This is a genomic window from Polaromonas sp. CG_23.6 (genome assembly GCF_029892315.1).
In the GTDB taxonomy this organism is placed as follows: domain Bacteria; phylum Pseudomonadota; class Gammaproteobacteria; order Burkholderiales; family Burkholderiaceae_C; genus Polaromonas.
Window position 1 is genome coordinate 1,747,597 of the sequence record NZ_JARXUY010000001.1, and the last position, 18,704, is coordinate 1,766,300.

Consider the following 18,704-nt stretch of genomic DNA (forward strand, 5'->3'; position numbering starts at 1 on the left):
TCTCTGAAAGATCTTGCGCCATGATGAACGCTTTTATTAAGGTAGGGATGCTGGCATGACAGCGCCCGGTCCCAAAACGGACAAGACTTCGCGCGGTCCAGGCATTGCTGGCATTTTTGCAAGCTTTTCTGGCAAAGCCATGCAGTGCGTCAATAAACGCTTGCTGGTTGAGGTCCTGCTGGTATTTGTCCTTGCCTGCCTGGCGGGCGTGGGCAGTCTGGCGTATCGAAACCTGCACAACGCAACCGAGTCGGAACGCAGGGAAACACATTCTCGTGCGGTGATCCAGGAACTCGGTGAACTGCTGTCCAGCCTCAAGGACGCAGAAATCGGGCAGCGTGGCTTTGTCATCACGGGCAATCCTGAGCACTTGGTGGCGTACCAGGAAAGTCTGAAAACCTTTCCCATGCGATTGGCGGAGTTGCGTCGCCTGACCGCAGACAATCCAGTGGAGCAGCAGCGGCTCGCCGTGCTCGAACCCTTGGCCGCATCTGAATTTGCCACTATCAAAGCGCTTATTTCACTGCGCGAGACACAAGGCTTGCAGGCGGCCACCGCGTCGGCGATGGTGCAGTCAGGCAAGAAGACCATGGACCAGATTAGCCTGCTGGTGGCGCGGTCGCAGGCGCAGGAAACACAACTCTTGAGAGACCGCGTTATTGCAAGGCAGGCTGACAGCAGCAATGCAACCCAATCTCTTTTTCTGGCCAGCACGCTGGGCGGTTTCGCCCTCATAAAGTTGCTGGTCTGCCTGCGATGGGAGCAAGCGAGCCGACGCCGCGCTGAAAAGCTGCAGAACGCCAGTGAGGTGCGTTATGGCTGCTTGTTCAATTCGATGGACGAAGGCTTTTGCATTATTGAATTGATTTACGACGAAAACCGACAGCCGGTTGATGGCCACTGTCTGGAGGAAAATCCAGCGTTTGAGCGTCACACCGGCATCACCGGCGCTGCAGGAAGTCGGATCAGCGAAATTGTCCCGGATCAGACCGTAAACTTTATCGGGATGTGCGCCAAGGTCCTTAAAACAGGCGAGGCAACGCGCTTTGTGAATCAGTCGAAAGCAGCGGACCATTATCTTGAAGGCTATGCCAGCCGAATCGGCGGACCGGAAGGCACAACGATTGCGGTCCTTGTTCGCGACATCACCAAACGCAAGCAGGTGGAAAAAGCCCTGCGCGAATCACAACAGTTTTTGCGCTCATCACTCGATGCCTTGTCCGGCCACATTGTCGTACTCGATGCATCGGGAACGATTCTGGAAATCAACGAATCCTGGCAAAGATTCTCCGATGAAAATCAGCCACCGGGTGGGTCGGCTCCGGGTGTCGGAATTGGAATCGGCGTCAACTACCTCGGCCATTGCCAGCAGACATTGCTGCAGGGGGGTAATGCCCCGGCTTATGCGCTGGCTATCCAGGACATCATCGCAGGACGGCGCACGCGTTACGAAATGGAATACGCCTGTCACTCGCCGACCGAGCAACGCTGGTTTGTCATGCGGGTCACGCGATTCCAGAGTGCCGGGCAGGCCCGAATTGTCATCGTGCACGATGACTGCACCATGCAAAAAATGGCTGAAAACGCTCTGCGCGAAAGCGAAGAGCGTTATCGCAACCTGTTCAATTCGATGGACGAGGGTTTTTGCATCATCGACATTGTGTTTGACGATCGGGCGCTAGCGGTGGATTGCCGCTTTGTGGAAGTCAATCCGGCTTTTGCTTTGCAGACGGGTATGCATGACGTTGCCGGAAAATGCTGGTCTGAATTTTCATCTGGCCATGAAGCGGGATGGCTGCAAACATGCGCCTGCGTGGTCCTGACAGGCACGCCGGTCAGGTTTAAACACCACGCAAAAGCGCTAGATCGCCAGTTTGATGTGTATGTCGCGCGGCTGGGCAGCACTGACAGTCGAAAAGTGGCTGTTGTCCTCAACAACATCACTGAACGCGCCAAGGCAGCAGAAGCCCTGCGCCAAAGCGAACAGCGGTTCCGCGCCTTGTTCGACCGCGGGCCGGTGGCAACCTATTCGTGTGACACCTCCGGAATGATTCTGGAATTCAATGCCTGTGCTGTGAAGTTGTGGGGGCGCAAGCCCCAGCCCAGCGATGTGGATGAGCGCTTTTGCGGCGTTTCCAAGGTGTATCGTCCTGACGGCGTGTTATTGAGCGAAGAACAGAATCCGATGATTGCAGTGCTCAAGGGCGTAATGCCGCAGGTTGATGAGGTCGAAGCTGTGATGGAACGGCCCGATGGCTCGCGCATTAGCGTCATTGCCAGTATTGTGCCGCTCAAGGACTGCCAAGGGAAAATCATCGGCGCCATCAACTGCTTTTACGACATCACTGAACGTACCCGGCTGGAGCGGCAAATGCAGGCGCAAACGCAGGCCCTGGCCGATCTGCACCGGCGAAAGGACGAATTCCTGGCAATGCTCAGCCATGAACTGCGCAACCCGCTGGCGCCGCTGACCAGCGCAGTAGAACTGCTGGGACGGCAAGAAAATCAAGGCCCGGTGTACCAGAAGGCCTGCCAGGTCATCGAACGGCAGGTGGGACAGATGAAGCACCTGATCGATGACCTGCTCGAGGTTTCCCGTATAACCAGCGGCAATGTGCGGCTTCGCAAGGCGCCGGTCCGCATGGGCGATATCGTCGAAAGGGCGCTGGAAACAGCCCAACCACTGATGGCCAGGCGCCGGCAACAGCTGTCGCTTTCGCTGCCGCCGGAACCGGTCTGGCTCAATGCCGATGCCACCCGGCTTGAGCAGGTGTTGGTCAACCTTTTAAACAACGCCGCCAAGTACACCGATGAGGGCGGCCACCTGTGGCTGAGTGTTGTGCAGGAAGGCGATACCGGATCAGCGGCTCACGGCGCGTTGGCCGTCATCAAGGTGCGCGATACCGGCATGGGCATCGCTGCAGAACTGCTGCCCCACATCTTTGAGTTGTTCACGCAAGCCGAACGCGCCATTGACCGCTCGCAAGGCGGCATGGGCATCGGCTTGCGCCTGGTCCGGCAACTGCTCGAACTGCACGGTGGCAGCGTCGAGGTACAGAGCATTCTGGGGCAAGGCAGCGAATTTATCGTCCGCTTGCCGGTCATCGCGGCGCCACTGGCGCTGTCCTTGCCGCCCCCTTCGGCAACGCCGTCCGTGTCCGTTGGCAGGCGTTGCCGGGTGCTGGTTGTCGATGACAGCGTGGATGCGGCGGAGTTCCTGGCCAAGCTGCTCAAGCTGTCCGGGCATGAAGTCGAGGTTGCCCATGACGGCTCCAGCGCCGTACAAACTGCCCTGGCCATGTGCCCCGATGTGGTGCTGCTCGACATTGGCCTGCCGGGGCTCACAGGTTACGAAGTGGCAAAGCAGTTGCGCCAGCACGCTGCGCTGAACGCTATGGTGCTGGTTGCCCTGACTGGCTATGGACGCGAGTCAGACCGTCAGCGCTCCAGAAATTCCGGTTTTTCCTACCATCTGGTCAAGCCGGCCAAAGTGCGCGAGGTCGAGGAAATACTGGCAACCGTTGGCGAACAACTTGAGTTGCAGGCCAGCCAGACGCAAGCCGCAGGGCCTTTGGCCTGAAAGTGCACGACGCTGGTAATGCTGTGGCTTGCATGCACAATGGCACCCCATGCTCATCCATCCCGAAATCAATCCTGTTGCGTTGCAACTCGGCCCCCTGGCCATTCACTGGTACGGCCTGACCTACCTGGCCGCTTTTGGCCTGTTTTTTTTCCTTGCCAGCCTGCGCTTGCGCCATGAACCGTATGCGTCCATCACCGGGCCGGGCGCCTGGTCGCGTCGGGACATCGAGGACATACTTTTTCTGGGCGTGATGGGCGTGGTGATTGGCGGGCGTCTGGGTTACTGCCTGTTCTACAAGCCGGGTTATTACCTTGCGCATCCTCTGGAAATCTTTTTCGTCTGGCAGGGCGGCATGAGCTTTCATGGCGGCATGCTTGGCGTGCTGGCCTCGCAGCTCTGGTTTGCACGCACGCGCCAGCGGCCGTGGCTGCAGGTGATGGACTTCATCGCGCCTTGCGTGCCCACGGGCCTGGCGGCCGGGCGCGTGGGCAACTTCATCAACGGCGAACTGTGGGGCCGCTTCAGTTCGCCTGATTTGCCGTGGGGCATGGTGTTTGCAAACAGCGGCTCGATGTTGCCGCGCCACCCGTCGCAGGTGTATCAGTTTTTGCTGGAAGGGCTGCTGCTGTTCGTGCTGTTGTGGCTGTACGCCAGAGGCCCGCGCAAAATGGGCCAGGTCTCGGGTGCCTTTCTGGTCGGCTATGGGGTGTTCCGTTTCATCGCCGAATTTTTCCGCGAGCCCGATGATTTTCTGGGCATTCTGGCGCTGGGCATGAGCATGGGCCAGTGGCTGTGCATTCCCATGATCGGCGCTGGTATCTGGTTGTGGGTTTGGGCATCAAACCGCCATTTGCGCAAATAGCACGGGCGCGGTGCGCTATTTATTTAATAGTGATGCGACAGTCTGCCTTTCTTGGGTGTCGGCGGACCGGGATTCCACCCTTACAAGGAGTTCACGCCATGGGTCTTGTCTGCAATTCATTGCCTTTCTGCGTTGCCGATAGTGATGTGAATGCGTTTGCAAACCGTAACAGCAAACTGGCATGAGCAGCACCAGCTGGCTTGGCCGCGTTTCGCGCTTGCTGCCTGCTGCGTCGTCCAAACCGGCAGCTGACCCGCCGGATAAAAGTGGACCCCTGCAAACACCTCTTGCCAAGGAATGTCCGCTTGCCCGGTCCATTGCCGAGCGCCTGGACGCCACCCTGCGCCAGGAAGGCGAGGCACTTTCGCCACGCCTGCTGCGCCGGGCTTTCGAGGAGCTCCAGGCCATCATCGATCCGCGCGTGAGTGAGGTTGAAGGCGGACGGCGTGCCATGGAAGTGGCCGCCGGCCATGCTGCCGCCCCGCTGGCGCAGCGCTGCGACCTGTGGCTGCTGATGAGCGAGATGTTTGTTGCCGATGCGCAAAAAACCAGGGAAGCCCAAGCGCGGTTTGCCGCCGCCGTCGGCACCCCCGACGAAGCCGTGGCCGAGGTGCATTACCGCCGCGCCACCGTGTCGCCGCGTCGGCGCCTGCTGCAGCGCTTCAGCGTCTACCCGCAGGGCGTTCAGTTCCTGGTCGAGCTGCGTGCCGAAATGCTGCCTTTCCTCAAGGCCGACGGGCGGCTGATGGCGCTGGATGTGGAAATGGAGTACATGTTCTCGACCTGGTTCGACGTAGGCTTTCTGGAACTGCGCCGCATCAGCTGGGATTCGCCGGCATCGCTGATTGAAAAACTGATCCAGTACGAAGCCGTGCATGACATCAAGAGCTGGGCCGATGTGAAGAACCGGCTGGACAGCGACCGCCGTTGCTACGGGTTTTTTCATCCGCGCCTTCCCGGCACGCCCTTGATTTTTGTCGAGGTTGCGCTGGTTGATGAAATGACCGAAGGCATCATGCCGCTGCTTGATGAGCAGGCGGCAGCGGCCGACCTGGGCAAGGCGACCACCGCCATTTTCTATTCGATCAGCAACACCCAGCGCGGCTTGCGCGGCGTGAGTTTTGGCGACTCTCTGATCAAGCGCGTGGTGGAAACGCTCAAGGACGAATTTCCCAAGCTCAAGGTGTTCGCCACGCTCTCGCCGATTCCGGGCTTGAGGAACTGGCTGGGCAAAAATGCCGCAGCGCTGCTTGAGAAGCTGTCAGACAAGGAACGCGCCGTGCTGGGACAGGCGCTGGGCAGCGGCACGCCCATGCCAGCCCGCTTTCTGGCGGCGATTGAGCATCCCCAAGACCTGCAGGAAAAGTCTCCGGTGCGCCACTTTCTGCTGCAGTGCGCGTCGCACTACCTCGGGCAGGGGCTGAAGAACGGCCAGCCGCTCGACCCGGTGGCGCGGTTCCACCTGGGCAACGGTGCGCGGGTCGAGCGGCTCAACTGGGCCGCCGATCCTTCGCCCAAAGGCGTCAAGCAATCGTACGGATTGATGGTGAACTACCTTTACGACCTCAAGCGTCTGGACAAGCACCGGGCCATGCTGGCGCAGGGGAAAGTCCCGGTATCCACCGAGGTCCATGATTTGTATATTTGACGACTTGAACTGATCGATCCCGAGAAAAAATTAAAAAAGGAGACTTGCATGACATTTAACTTCGAGCCTGGCGCTACCCGCCGCAGCCTTTTGCGTACTGCTGCTGCCAGCATGGCCGCGCTGTCCTGGGGCAGCCATGCCCAGTCGGTCTGGCCGGTCAAACCGGTTACCGTCATCGTGCCGTTTCCGGCCGGCGGCGGCACCGACGCCTTTGCCCGGCCGCTGTCGGCGCAGTTTGCCAAGCTGACCGGCAAGCAGCTCATCATTGACAACCGGGGCGGGGCTGGCGGCACGCTGGGCGCCGGCATTGCAGCGCGCGCGCAGCCCGACGGCTACACGCTTTTCATGGGCGCCGTGCACCATGCGATTGCGCCGTCGATGTACCCCAAGCTTGACTACGACATTGAAAAAGATTTTGTGCCATTGGCGCTGGTGGCCAATGTGCCGCAGGTCCTGGTTGTCAATCCGAAGAACATTCCGGGCGACTTCAAAGATTTCTTGGCGCAGGTGCGCAGCAAGCCGGCCAGGTTCAACTACGGCTCCGCTGGCGCGGGCACGTCGCACCACTTGGCGGGCGAGCTGTTCAAGCAGCAAACCAATACCTTCATCACCCACATTCCCTACCGGGGCGCGGGCCCGGCGCTGCAGGATCTGATCTCTGGCAATGTGGACATGATGTTCGACGGCCTGGGTTCATCGGCGGGCCACATCAAGGGCGGCCGCATCAAGGCGCTGATGGTCTCGGGCGCCAAACGCAACCCGGCTTTCCCCGATGTGCCGTGCGCCGCCGAACTGGGCCTGCCCGATTACACCGTCACCACGTGGTATGGAATGTGGGCGCCCAAGGGGACGCCGCCCGATGTGCAGGCGCGCATCGTCGAGGATTTGCGCAAGGTGGCCGCCACCGACGAGCTGAAAACCATCTGGGCCAGCAACGGCGCCGAGTTCGGCAACCTGACGCCGGCGCAGTTCGGCACGTTTGTCAGCGCCGAAGTCAAACGCTGGGCGGCCGTGGTCAAAGCCTCCGGTGCCAAGCTGGACTAGGCATGGCCCCACGCTCCCCACTGTGTGTGGTTCGCTGCCCCCCGAGGGGGCCACTGCGCCTGCGGCCCGGCAATGCCGGTTCCACGGCCCCTGCTGGGCTGGGATGGCCGCCTCTGCGCCTATGGCGTGGGCAGGCTGGTACCGCTGCTTTGGCTGGCGGGCTGGCTTTTACGCCTGATACTCACTGGAAGAAACTGATTCAATGAGCGGTGCTGTTCTTTTTGAGGTTTCTGCTTCCCTGGCCACGGTCACGCTGTCGCACCCCGGCAAGTTCAACGCCATGTCGCGGCTGATGTGGCGCGAACTGCGCACTGCTTTTGAAGTGATCCAGCAGCGAAGCGACGTGCGCTGCGTGCTGGTTCGCGGCGAAGGCGGACACTTTTGCGCGGGCGGCGATATTTCAGAATATGCCGGTTTCCGCTTCAACACGGTCAGCCTGCGCGACTTTCATGAAAACGACGTCTGGGGCGGGTTGCAGTCCATGCTTGACTGCGACGTGCCCATCGTCGCGCAGATCGAGGGCCATTGCATGGGCGCAGGGGTGGAGATTGCCAGCTGTTGCGATATCCGGCTGGCAACCGGCAGCGCGCGGTTCGGCGCACCGATTGCGAAGCTCGGCTTTCCGATGGCGCCGCGCGAGGCGGCGCTGGTGATGCGCGCCGTGGGCGAGCTGACGGCGCGCGAGATGCTGCTGTCCGCCGCCGTTCTGGACGCGGCCGAGATGAAGCAGCGCGGCTTTTTGAACGAGGTTCTGGCGACCGACGCACTGGACACTGCAGTACAGCAGCGCATCCAGCGCATCGGGCAACTGGCGCCGCAGGCCGCACGCCTGAATAAAGCATCATTTAGGGTGCTGGCGCATATCCTGCCTACGCAAGCAGCTATAAATACAATAGCGATCGCTTATGACTACGCAGCTTCTCCAGAACACCGTGAAGGCATTACCGCTTTCATGGAAAAGCGTCCGCCGGCGTTCAGCGCCTGAATCGCTGCATCCTCTACTCCTGACATCATCCATTCCATGAACAACCACAACCTCTTTGCCGCGCTGCGAGCCGCCTTTCCCGCCGACCTGGACGAAGTCGCCATTGAAACCGGCAATGGCCTGCTGTATTCATGGCGCGACCTGGACCACGGCAGCGCCATGATGGCCAATCTGCTGCAATCCCTGAGCCTGCCCGAAGGCGCCCGGATTGCCGTGCAGGTCGAAAAATCGGTCGAGGCGATGGTCTTGTACCTGGCCACGCTGCGGGCCGGCTTTGTATTTTTGCCCCTGAACACCGCGTACCAGAGCGCCGAAATCGAGTATTTCATCGGCAATGCCGAGCCGGCGGTGGTGGTCTGCAGCAGCGCCAATTTTGGCTGGGTCAGCAAAATCGCCTTCAAGGCTGGCACGCAAAACGTCTTCACGCTGGACGATGACCGCAGCGGCTCGCTCCTGGACCGCGCCGCGCATTGCAGCGACCGGCATGAAGCGGCGCTCAAGCAGCCGGACGACATGGCCGCCATCCTCTACACCAGCGGCACGACCGGGCGCAGCAAGGGCGCGATGCTGTCGCATGGCAATCTGCTGAGCAACGCGCGCGTGCTGAAAGACTACTGGGGCTGGCGGACGCGGGCGGAGGGCGGCGATGTGCTGATCCATGCCTTGCCGATTTTTCATGTCCACGGCCTGTTCGTTGCCATTCACGGCGCGCTGATCAACGGCAGCAAGATGATCTGGCTGTCCAAATTCGATCCGAAAAAGGTGATTGAAAAACTGCCTGAAGCGACCGTGTTCATGGGTGTGCCGACCTTATATGTGCGCCTGCTCGCCGAGCCCGGTTTGACGCGGGACGCGTGCCGCAACATGCGCCTGTTCATCGCCGGGTCGGCACCGCTGCTGCTGGATACCTTCCTCGAATGGCAGGCGCGCACCGGACACACCATCCTGGAGCGCTACGGCATGAGCGAAACCGCCATGCTGACGTCCAACCCTTGCCAAAATGGCGAGCGGCGCGGCGGCACGGTCGGCTTTGCGTTGCCGGGCGTCCACCTGCGGGTGCAGGGCGACGACGGCCAGCCGCTGCCGGTGGGCGACATTGGCAACATTCAGGTCCAGGGCCCGAATGTATTTTCAGGTTACTGGCGCATGCCTGAAAAAACCGCCGAGGAATTCACTGCTGACGGTTATTTCAAGACTGGCGATGTCGGAAAAACCGACACGGACGGCTACATCACCATCGTCGGGCGCAGCAAGGACCTGATCATCAGCGGCGGCTACAACGTGTATCCCGCCGAGATAGAAGGCTTTATCAACGAGTTGCCTGGCGTGGCCGAAAGCGCCGTGGTCGGCGTGCCGCATGCCGACTTCGGCGAAGTCGGCGTGGCCGTGGTGATTGCCAAGCCCGGTGCCACACCCGACAGTCTGCAGATCATGGCCGAGATGAAGTCAAAAATGGCCAACTTCAAGGTGCCCAAACAATGTTTCCTGGTTAGCGAACTGCCGCGCAACGCCATGGGCAAGGTGCAAAAGAATGTCTTGCGCGAGCAGTACAAGGCGCTGTTCGCCTGAGGTGCGGTGAGTCGTCCATTCGGTGACCTGTCCATTCGCTTATCTGTCCCCGTCGTATGGCCTGTCATCCCGGGCTTGACCCGGGGTCCATCTATCCCGAATTCAATGCCTTATTAAACGCAGCCGCCGCTGCACCAAAGCCGCCTTAAGGCAACAAAGTGCCTGCACGTGGCTTGCGCTGGGGCAGCGTCGCCAGCACCACGCCCACCAGCGCAATCGCAAAGGCGCCGACTTGCGTGCCGTTCAGGCTTTCACCGAGCACCCCCACGCCGACTGCCGCCGCGCTCACCGGCAGCAACACGGTGAACACCCCAGCCTCGTTGGCGGGAATGGTTTTCAGGCCGGTCATCCACAGCCACACCGTCCAGACGCTCGCGGCCAGCGCATAAAACACCAGCAGCGTCCAACTGGCCGGCGCGACGGCGGCAAAGTCAAAGCCCCAGGCCATCCACAGCCCGAAAGGCGTGACCAGCGCAAAACCCCACAGGTTGATCAGCGCCGAGATGCGCTTGGGGCTGAGCACGCCGGTCAGCTTCTTGCCGATCACCGCATACGCCGCTTCGCACAGCACCGCACCTACCAGCAACAGATTGCCCAGCCAAGCGTTTTTTGATGCCAAATCGGCCTCTTGCGCATTACCCATCTGCACAGGCAGCTCACTTTTTGAGAGCGAAACCAGGGCGATGCCCAGAACAGCGCAGGCCACGGCGGCCCAGACGCGGGCGCTGATCCGCTCGCGCAAAAAAGTCCAGCTCAGCAGCGCCACCGTAGCCGGAATCGCTGCCATGATGACACCGGCGGCCACCGCGCTGGTCAGGCTCACGCCGAACAGCATGCAGATCGAAAACAGGAAATTACCCAGGAAGGACTCCAGGAACACCAGCCGGCGGGTTTGCGGGCTCATCGGCATTTCGGATGCCGGCTTTTTCAGCCAGTGCGCCATTGCCAGTCCACCAATGCCAAACCGCAGCCAGGCCAGCAAGAACACCGGCAAAGCGGTCACCAGTGGCTTGGACAAGGCAACATAACTGCCGACGAGTGACATGCTGAGCGCCAGGCAGGCATAGGCAATCCACGGGGAAGCGGGGCGGTGCGACACGTTGAAAACTCCAGGACGAGAACAGGAAAATACTGGAAGAAGTGGCTTTTTTGCTGGAGCAATAAAGAGCCTCTTGCCCAGTAAGTAGCGCGCCCATGATCGTATTGATCTGATCACAGAATCAAAACGCTGCAGAGTTTGCCTTTAGCCGTTCGCCTGCGACGCGAAAAATGGTCATGCCATCCATAGCGGCAGCGCACAGCCGGCTTGCGTAAAGTATCGCATCAAGATGTGCGCTGTTTTACCGGCCTGCCCATGGGCGTTCAGCCTTCATTGGCAAATGGGCTGGCTCGGTTTCGTGGCAAAGCACGCAGTAGGCAGGCGCTTGAGCCGCCTGCCTAATTTGTTGCTACTGTCACAGCCGAATCTTCCAGCAGGCTTTCCAGTCTGCTGGACTGAGCCGCAAGGCCGGGAATACGCACAAGGGTCTGGTGTACCTCTTGCAGCTTTTGCCGGTTTGCAATCAACATCGGTCCATTGGTCTGGCGCAACCCGGCCAAAACGGTGTCGATCAGCAGTTGAATGACCACTTCGAAACGCCCGGCCTCCCTGGTTGATGTTCCGATCCACGCCGGGGCTGCACCCCACCAGAGCACATCGATGAGGCGTGGCAGGTCGGTTGCAGCAAAGATGGACCGTGCCAGGCCGCCTACTGCCTGGTTCAGTGCCGCCTTGACTTCCAGAACGTCGAGCGTTTGGTCGTCCAGCGCTATTTTGAGAGTTTCCAATTCAACAGCCAGCGCGTCTTCGCTGAAGGGTTGCACGCGTGCGCCGATCATGGTGCCGCTCCGGTCGCCAAAGCCGCTGGGCGCTTCAAGCGCATTGACCAGCGGGTGGTAAGCGGTTTCACCGCTCCAGCAGAACTGGCCACGGAAGAACACCTCGTCATAGCCCTTGGGCACGCCCAGAAAATGCAAGGCCACCGGTTTGCCGCTTTGCTGGATAAGGTAAAGGGCCAGTTCCAGCGTGTTCACAGGCCAGCCCAGATCAACGGCAGCCCAGAAGCCATCCACCGGTGTCTGTTCAGCGAGCGCCAGGGCGTTGACCAGCAAATGGCCCGCCTGTCGCAGATTCTGAATATTGAAATAACGGTCGGGGCCGTGCAGGCCGACCAGCCCGCTCGCAATGCCGTCGACGATGTTCTGCGTAACCACGCCGTTTTCCATGACATGGGTAAAGCGAGTGCAGCGAAACCGTGTCGAGTTGCTGCGGCGTGCAACAGCGGCCCACTGCGCTTCGGCCAGTTTTTTGCTGCCGGTGTAGACGTGATCGGAGACATAGGCAAAACACTTGCCGGTAGAAGAGTAAATCGCATCCTCCACGCCATGGCGAAGACAGGCGTTTATGACATTGCGCGTACCAAACACATTGGTTTCGATGGCTTCGCGTATCACCGCCTCGGCACGGCCGGGCTCGCGGATGCTGGCCAGGTGAAAAACGACATGTGGTTTGGTCTGGGCGAACACCGCGTCGAGCAGGGCCGCATCCCGGATGTCGACCTGGCAATTTATCAGTTGCCGGGTGGGCGAGCCGACACTGTTGCCTTCCATGGCAATGCTGCCATTTTCGACGGCAATGTCTGCAATGATAATTTCCATTGCACCGAGTTCAAAGAGCAGGGGAATCAAATGCGAGCCGACACAGCCGGCGCCGCCGGTGACCAACACGCGTTGACCCGTGAGTCGTTTTTCAGCGGACTCACGGTGCAGGTCTACCGTCCGCTCCATCGCCAGTTTCATGGGACTGTGTTCGAGCTTTCCGTCAACATTGGCCAGTGCCAAAAGGGCTTGCGTCGCCGCCTGAAGCTGTTCTGCAATAGCAGGGGTAATGGGGACGCCGGTGGGCGCGAGGGTGATGATCTGGCGAACCAGGTCGTCGCTGGATACATCGGGGCGGGCTTCATTAATGGACATGAAGAACCATCCTTTCAAAAAAATCGTTGCGGATGCGTGTGGCCATCCGCCGGGCCCCATATAAACGGTTGTGCAGCAACCCATGCCGCGTGGGTATGGAAGCTGCCACCGTTTCAGACAAGTTGAACATCCCCCGGCCATGCCGCCATGCCTTGTTCAAGGCTGTAGAGCCGGAGCGGGTCATAACCTGCCGCGACCAGCGATTTGATGACGCTGTTGCTCCGCATGCCGCTTTGGCACACCAGCACGATGTCGCGGTCTCTGGGCAATTGGCTTGCGCCAGATTCATTCAGCGCGCGCTCGAGTTCCGGCTTGGGCCATCCGATAGCGCCCGGAATTCGGCCGGGCAGCCATTCGGCCGGATTGCGTACATCGACGATGACCAAATCGTCCTGTGCCTGCAGCCTCGCCTGGAGTCCACCAGACGAGATGGACTGGCCAACCGGCGCAGCGCAAACCATGACGGTTTCTTTGAGCGCGATGTCTTGCGGCGCACGACTGCAGACCGGGCAGTCGGGGTCCTTGGCGATGTGGACCGTGTTGAAGGAAAGGTCCAGTCCGTCATAGATCAGCATGCGGCCGATCATGGGCGAGCCGACGCCGCTCAACAACTTGAGCGCCTCGGTCGCCTGCAGTGACCCAATCACACCGGGCAGCACACCCAGCACGCCAGCCTCTGAGCAATTGGGCGCGAACTCCTGCGGTGGTGGTTCGGGAAACATGCAGCGATAGCACGGTCCCGTGCGCGCATCGAACACGCTGAGTTGGCCGTCAAAACGCAATACGCCGCCATAAACGTCAGGCTTGCCAAGCTTTACGCAGGCATCGTTGACCAGGTAGCGCGTCGGAAAATTGTCGGAGCCGTCAATGATCACGTCGTACTGGGAGATCAGCGCCAGCGCATTGTCAATATTCAGCCGCACATCGTGACGTTCGATCTGGACGTTCGGGTTGATGTCCAGCAAGCGTGCTTCGGCACTTTCATTTTTCAAGCGCCCGAGCGCTGACTGGCCGTGCACGATCTGGCGCTGAAGATTGGTTTCTTCGACCACATCGCCGTCCACCAGGCCGATTCGCCCGACCCCTGCAGCCGCCAAATAAAGCGAAGCCGGGCTGCCCAGGCCGCCCAGGCCAATCAGTAGAACGCTGCCCGCCTTGAGGCGTCGCTGCGCTTCGATGCCAAATTCGGGCAGGATGATCTGGCGGTTGAAACGCCGAAGTTCGCTGCTGGAGAGTTCTGGCAGTATGTCGGGTTGAAGTAGCGCGTTCATCCTCCGGCAACGCTCGCAATGATCTGGACTTCATCGGCATCGCTCACCAATGTCTGCAGTCCGTCCAGAAGCCTGATGTCCTGGCCGTTTTTGCAAACGACGATGAATTTGCGCAGGACTTGACCGCTAAACAGGTGATTGCGAAGCTCGCTTGAATCTTCGGAAAAGCGCTTGAGTGCCTCCTCGATGGAACTGACAGCAAGGGTGATACGACTCTGCTGGTTGGTGTAACGGCGCAGCGAACTGGGCACCATTAAAATTGCCATATATAACGTCCTGATTGGTTGATTTTCAGTTGTTAGGCCGGGCCTAATAACATACAAATATCGCTGTTAATAACTTATCCTCACAAAACAAATGTTAATTTGATATTTTTGATGCCGCAACCCCCCAAACGGACCAATGTGAAGCGTTTTTGTTGATGGTAAAAACCCTGAAGTTAAGTTAGGAGGCATGCTGGATTGATACGGCATATATCAATCTTTGCGTAGACAAGCCAAGGCACCATTCTTCAGGCAAATGGCTTGACAGAAGGAAGCATGGTGGCTGACAGGCTTGTGCCCAACAGAAAAATCCTGCCATAATTTTTTAAAAAAGATAGCAGCTTGTGTCGGTATATATAGCGGGAAGCGCTGTTTCGACTTGAAAAATTGCTTGCCAATCCTGAATTTCTTCCAGGATGAAGCGCCTCTTCCGTCGCGTCATATTCGGTTGGCGCTGTGCCTTTTCCATCCACCGTCATCATGTGCATGCCGGCGGCTGCAAATGAATTGATAGGCGTTCGGCCGGCCGGGCCATCCATTCACACCTCGCCTCTCGCCTCCATGGTCGACCCATAACTTGCTGCACCGTGCGTTCGACTGTTGGGCAGGCGAGTTCGTACCTTCCTGGCCCGAATCAGAATTCGCACCGCAAAACACTTGCAGGCACGCCGCCACCGTTTAATCGGCGCCATGGTGGGGCTGGTTACACTGGCTGGAACTCCCTCAACACCCATCACTCATGCGGCAAACCCTGTTGATTTCTTCGCAGCACCGTCACCTGCCGCTGGTGTGGTTGCCTGCCGACCATCGGCTTCTGGGTGAGGAAGGTCACCAGTTCCCTTTTCTGGTACTGGGAGAGAAATATGCCCGTGCCGTCACGCAATGCGCTGGTGCCCAGCCTGTGCTGTTTCCCTTGGCAGATGCGGCACAGATACCGGCGCTTTTGGAATTGGTCGACGGCGTCATGCTGACCGGTTCGCCGTCGAATGTTCATCCCTCTCATTTTGACCAGGACGTGCTGGACACCGGCTTGCCGCTCGACCCGCAGCGCGATGCGCTCACGCTGGCGCTGGTACGGGCATGTCAGTCCGCTGGTGTGCCGCTGCTGGGCATTTGCCGTGGTTTTCAGGAAATCAACGTGGCCTTGGGCGGCTCTCTGGAACAAAGTGTGCATGCGCGGGAAGGGCACTTCGACCATCGCGATCCCGAAGGCGTCAGCCTTGAAGAGGCCTACGGACCTGCACATGCGGTGCGTTTTGTGCCGGGCTGTGCGTTTGCAGAGTGGGCCGGCGGCGGCACGGCCCAGGTCAATTCGCTGCATGGTCAGGGCATTGGCCGGCTGGCCAACGGATTGCACGCGCTGGGCCATGCATCCGACGGATTGGTCGAGGCCTTCGAGATCAAGGGGGCTGCCGCGTTTGCCTATGCCGTGCAATGGCACCCCGAGTGGAACTGCCAGGAAAATCCTTTCTACCGAGCCATTTTTGCGGCCTTTGGCCAGGCTTGCGAACGCCGTCATGCCGGCCGCATGCTGGAAAGGGCTGCCCCTCAAGTTGAACCCAGGTTATTCCAATCCACCGACAGGCGTCGAAAAACAGGAGCGCGCGATGAGTCTGAACATGAGCATGACAAAAGCAACGACCTTTACGGAACTGGAAAACTGGCTGAATGAACGCAGGATCACCGAAGTCGAATGCCTGGTGCCTGACCTGACGGGCGTGGCCCGGGGCAAGATCCTGCCGCGCGGCAAATTCACCGAGGACCGGGGTATGCGCCTGCCCGAGGGGGTGGTGGCCATGGGCGTGACCGGCGAGTTCCCCGAGAGCGGCCCTTACTACGATGTGATCAGCCCGACCGACAAGGACATGCACCTGCGGCCCGACCCGTCCACGGCACGGATTGTTCCGTGGGCGTCGAGCCCGACGGCGCAGGTGATCCACGACTGCTTCGACCCGGCCGGCAAGCTGGTGCCGTTTGCGCCCAGAAGCGTGCTGCGCCGGGTGTGCGAACTGTATGAAGCCGAAGGCCTGGTGCCGGTGGTGGCGCCCGAGCTGGAGTTTTACCTGGTGGCCCGCAACACCGACCCCAACACGCTGCTGCGCCCGCCAGTTGGCCGCAGCGGGCGCGCCGAAACTTCGCGCCAGGCCTACAGCATCGACGCGGTGAACGAGTTTGACCCGCTGTTCGAGGACATCTACGACTACTGTGAAAAGATGGAGCTCAATGTCGACACGCTGATTCATGAAGTCGGCGCAGGGCAGATGGAGATCAATTTTTTCCATGCCCATCCGCTGGGCCTGGCCGACGAGGTGTTCCTGTTCAAGCGCACAGTGCGCGAAGCGGCCCTGCGCCACAACATGTATGCCACCTTCATGGCCAAGCCGATTGCAACCGAGCCCGGCAGCGCCATGCATGTGCACCAGAGCATCCTGAACCGCGAAACCGGCCAGAACATATTCAGCAACCGGGATGGCAGCGAGTCGGAGGCTTTCTTTCATTACATCGGCGGGCTGCAGCGCTACATTCCGGCGGCTATGGCGCTGGTCGCGCCTTATGTCAACAGCTACCGGCGGCTGTCGCGCGACACGGCCGCACCGATCAACATCGCCTGGGGACACGACAACCGCACTGTCGGCATTCGCTCGCCGATTTCCACGCCACAAGCCCGCCGGGTGGAAAACCGGGTGATCGGTGCTGACGCCAATCCGTATATCGCCCTGGCCATGACGCTGGCCTGCGGTTATCTGGGCATCAAGAACAAGATCAAGCCCAAGCCCGAGATGAAGGGCGATGCCTACCTGTCGCCTTATTCGCTGCCGCGCAGCCTGGGCGAGGCGCTGGACTGGCTGCGCCGCGAGTCGGACCTGCATGAAGTGCTGGGCCGAGATTTTGTCACGGTGTATTCCGAAATCAAGGAAATGGAGTTTGCCGAGTTCATGAAGGTGATCTCGCCATGGGAGCGTGAACACCTGCTGCTGCTGGTCTAAGCCGTAACCGATCCACCGCAACCAAGAGGTATCCACCATGAACACGCCTGTCGACACCGCCCTGATCCAGTCCCTGGACCGCGAACATTTCCTGCACCCCTTCACCGACTTCAAGGACATGGCGGCGCACGGCGCGCGGGTCATTACCCGGGCCGAGAACATCTACGTCTGGGATTCCGATGGCCACAAGCTACTCGATGCCATGAGCGGCCTGTGGTGCGTCAATGTGGGCTATGGCCGCGAAGAACTGGCAACCGCCGCCTACCGGCAGATGATGACGCTGCCTTACTACAACAGCTTTTTCCAGACCACCAATGTGCCCGCCGTGCAGCTGGCGGCCCGGCTTTCAGCGCTGGCGCCCGAGGTGGGCGGCCGCAGCTTCAAGCACGTGTTTTATTCCAGCAGCGGCTCTGAAAGCAACGACTCGAACGTGCGCATGGTGCGCCGTTACTGGGATCTGCTGGGCCAGCCGGAGCGCAAAATCATTATTGGCCGGATCAACGGCTACCACGGCAGCACCATGGCCGGTGCCTCGCTGGGCGGCATGTCCAGCATGCATGCACAAGGCGACCTGCCGATTCCCAACATCACCCACATCGGGCAGCCGTACTTTTACGAGATGGGCCAGCCTGGCGAGACCCCCGCCGAATTCGGCCTGCGCGCCGCCGGCTGGCTGGAAGACAAAATCCTGGCGCTGGGTGCGGACAAGGTGGCGGCGTTCATCGCCGAGCCGGTGCAGGGTGCCGGCGGCGTGATCATTCCACCCGACAGCTACTGGCCCGAGATCCAGCGCATTGTTGACAAGTACGGCATTTTGCTGATCAGCGACGAGGTGATCTGCGCTTTCGGCCGCGTGGGCCACTGGTTTGCCTACGAAAAATTCGGCTATCGGCCCGATCTGGTGACGTTTGCCAAGGGTGTGACCAGCGGCTACATCCCGCTGGGCGGCGTGATGGTGGGCAACCGGGTCGCCGAGGTGCTGATCGAGCAGGGTGGAGAATTCAACCACGGCTACACCTACAGCGGCCATCCGGTGGCCTGTGCCGTGGCCCTGGCCAACCTGGACGTCATGGAAAAGGAAAACCTGCCCGGGCGCGTGAAGGACGACATTGGGCCTTACCTGGCCAAACGCTTTGCCGAACTGGGCGAGCACCCGCTGGTGGGGCTGGCCGAGACGTGCGGCTTCATGGGCGGTCTGGTGTTGAGCAAAAACAAGGCAATGCATGAAGCGTTCGACCCCGAACTGGGCGTGGGCATGCTGTGCCGCGGCCACTGCTTCCGGCTGGGGCTGATCATGCGCGCCGTGGGCGACCGCATGATCATTGCGCCGCCGCTGGTGATGACGCACGAACAAATCGACGAGATGATGACGCTGATCCGCCGTTGCCTGGACGCCACCCTGGTTGATTTACAAGCTGCCGGCCAGATGGATTGAATAAAATAAATACTGCAGTTCGTCGGGCTCCAGCAGGTCCGGATA

Annotated in this window: 14 protein-coding genes; 9 read left to right on the forward strand and 5 right to left on the reverse strand. The window is 60.0% G+C overall.

The annotated features are described in order from the left end of the window. Positions 1–139: 139 nt before the first annotated feature. The 6 genes from H4V98_RS08230 (at position 140) to H4V98_RS08255 (ending at position 9,691) form a co-directional block, all read left to right on the forward strand. Positions 140–3,580, forward strand: coding sequence for a CHASE3 domain-containing protein (locus H4V98_RS08230; protein ID WP_280757425.1), 3,441 nt, complete (start codon positions 140–142; stop codon positions 3,578–3,580). Between the two features lie 49 nt (positions 3,581–3,629). Further along, positions 3,630–4,445: a prolipoprotein diacylglyceryl transferase gene (gene lgt, locus H4V98_RS08235; RefSeq protein ID WP_196861780.1), complete on the forward strand. Its 816-nt coding sequence runs from the start codon at positions 3,630–3,632 to the stop codon at positions 4,443–4,445. Between the two features lie 181 nt (positions 4,446–4,626). Next, a complete protein-coding gene (locus H4V98_RS08240) occupies positions 4,627–6,093 on the forward strand; it encodes a malonyl-CoA decarboxylase (protein ID WP_280757426.1) in 1,467 nt (488 codons plus the stop codon). A 48-nt stretch (positions 6,094–6,141) separates the two neighbouring features. Then, positions 6,142–7,137 (forward strand): tripartite tricarboxylate transporter substrate binding protein, encoded by a 996-nt coding sequence (locus H4V98_RS08245; protein WP_196861782.1) that lies wholly within the window; start codon positions 6,142–6,144, stop codon positions 7,135–7,137. Positions 7,138–7,339: 202 nt separating this feature from the next. Beyond that, complete coding sequence (locus H4V98_RS08250) at positions 7,340–8,122, forward strand: enoyl-CoA hydratase/isomerase family protein (protein WP_280757427.1); 783 nt, start codon at positions 7,340–7,342, stop codon at positions 8,120–8,122. Between the two features lie 36 nt (positions 8,123–8,158). Further along, on the forward strand, positions 8,159–9,691 hold the full coding sequence (locus H4V98_RS08255) for a malonyl-CoA synthase (RefSeq protein ID WP_196861784.1): 1,533 nt from the start codon (positions 8,159–8,161) through the stop codon (positions 9,689–9,691). 145 nt (positions 9,692–9,836) lie between these two features. On the opposite strand, the gene H4V98_RS08260 is transcribed toward H4V98_RS08255, so the two are convergent. From H4V98_RS08260 to H4V98_RS08280, 5 genes are all read right to left on the reverse strand, one after another. Next, positions 9,837–10,790: a DMT family transporter gene (locus tag H4V98_RS08260; protein WP_196861785.1), complete on the reverse strand. Its 954-nt coding sequence runs from the start codon at positions 10,788–10,790 to the stop codon at positions 9,837–9,839. Between the two features lie 338 nt (positions 10,791–11,128). After that, positions 11,129–12,703, reverse strand: a complete 1,575-nt coding sequence (locus H4V98_RS08265; protein ID WP_196861786.1) for a polysaccharide biosynthesis protein — start codon at positions 12,701–12,703, stop codon at positions 11,129–11,131. A gap of 113 nt (positions 12,704–12,816) precedes the next feature. Beyond that, a complete protein-coding gene (gene moeB / locus H4V98_RS08270; protein ID WP_196861787.1) occupies positions 12,817–13,974 on the reverse strand; it encodes a molybdopterin-synthase adenylyltransferase MoeB in 1,158 nt (385 codons plus the stop codon). Continuing rightward, entirely contained in the window at positions 13,971–14,240 is a 270-nt protein-coding gene (locus H4V98_RS08275; RefSeq protein ID WP_196861788.1) for a MoaD/ThiS family protein, read from the reverse strand. Before H4V98_RS08275 ends, moeB begins: the two co-directional genes overlap by 4 nt. Before the next feature lie 245 nt (positions 14,241–14,485). Next, the gene (locus tag H4V98_RS08280; RefSeq protein WP_196861789.1) at positions 14,486–14,776 is read right to left on the reverse strand and encodes a hypothetical protein; all 291 of its coding nucleotides are present in this window, start codon (positions 14,774–14,776) and stop codon (positions 14,486–14,488) included. A 200-nt stretch (positions 14,777–14,976) separates the two neighbouring features. On the opposite strand from H4V98_RS08280, the gene H4V98_RS08285 reads away from it, so the two are divergent. The 3 genes from H4V98_RS08285 to H4V98_RS08295 are packed head-to-tail and all read left to right on the forward strand — an operon-like array spanning position 14,977 to position 18,659. Continuing rightward, a complete protein-coding gene (locus tag H4V98_RS08285) occupies positions 14,977–15,909 on the forward strand; it encodes a gamma-glutamyl-gamma-aminobutyrate hydrolase family protein (RefSeq protein WP_280757428.1) in 933 nt (310 codons plus the stop codon). Next, the gene (locus tag H4V98_RS08290) at positions 15,857–17,224 is read left to right on the forward strand and encodes a glutamine synthetase family protein (protein WP_231374349.1); all 1,368 of its coding nucleotides are present in this window, start codon (positions 15,857–15,859) and stop codon (positions 17,222–17,224) included. Before H4V98_RS08285 ends, H4V98_RS08290 begins: the two co-directional genes overlap by 53 nt. A 37-nt stretch (positions 17,225–17,261) precedes the next feature. Continuing rightward, positions 17,262–18,659 (forward strand): aspartate aminotransferase family protein, encoded by a 1,398-nt coding sequence (locus tag H4V98_RS08295; protein WP_280757429.1) that lies wholly within the window; start codon positions 17,262–17,264, stop codon positions 18,657–18,659. The last annotated feature ends 45 nt before the right edge of the window (positions 18,660–18,704 follow it).

Bases quoted from the DNA above. Each gene is read 5' to 3' on its own strand.
- H4V98_RS08230 (WP_280757425.1), top strand. From the start codon at position 140: ATGCAGTGCGTCAATAAACGCTTGCTGGTTGAGGTCCTGCTGGTATTT.
- lgt (WP_196861780.1), top strand. From the start codon at position 3,630: ATGCTCATCCATCCCGAAATCAATCCTGTTGCGTTGCAACTCGGCCCC.
- H4V98_RS08240 (WP_280757426.1), top strand. From the start codon at position 4,627: ATGAGCAGCACCAGCTGGCTTGGCCGCGTTTCGCGCTTGCTGCCTGCT.
- H4V98_RS08245 (WP_196861782.1), top strand. From the start codon at position 6,142: ATGACATTTAACTTCGAGCCTGGCGCTACCCGCCGCAGCCTTTTGCGT.
- H4V98_RS08250 (WP_280757427.1), top strand. From the start codon at position 7,340: ATGAGCGGTGCTGTTCTTTTTGAGGTTTCTGCTTCCCTGGCCACGGTC.
- H4V98_RS08255 (WP_196861784.1), top strand. From the start codon at position 8,159: ATGAACAACCACAACCTCTTTGCCGCGCTGCGAGCCGCCTTTCCCGCC.
- H4V98_RS08265 (WP_196861786.1), bottom strand. From the start codon at position 12,703: ATGTCCATTAATGAAGCCCGCCCCGATGTATCCAGCGACGACCTGGTT.
- moeB (WP_196861787.1), bottom strand. From the start codon at position 13,974: ATGAACGCGCTACTTCAACCCGACATACTGCCAGAACTCTCCAGCAGC.
- H4V98_RS08275 (WP_196861788.1), bottom strand. From the start codon at position 14,240: ATGGCAATTTTAATGGTGCCCAGTTCGCTGCGCCGTTACACCAACCAG.
- H4V98_RS08280 (WP_196861789.1), bottom strand. From the start codon at position 14,776: ATGGATGGCCCGGCCGGCCGAACGCCTATCAATTCATTTGCAGCCGCC.
- H4V98_RS08285 (WP_280757428.1), top strand. From the start codon at position 14,977: ATGCGGCAAACCCTGTTGATTTCTTCGCAGCACCGTCACCTGCCGCTG.
- H4V98_RS08290 (WP_231374349.1), top strand. From the start codon at position 15,857: ATGAGCATGACAAAAGCAACGACCTTTACGGAACTGGAAAACTGGCTG.
- H4V98_RS08295 (WP_280757429.1), top strand. From the start codon at position 17,262: ATGAACACGCCTGTCGACACCGCCCTGATCCAGTCCCTGGACCGCGAA.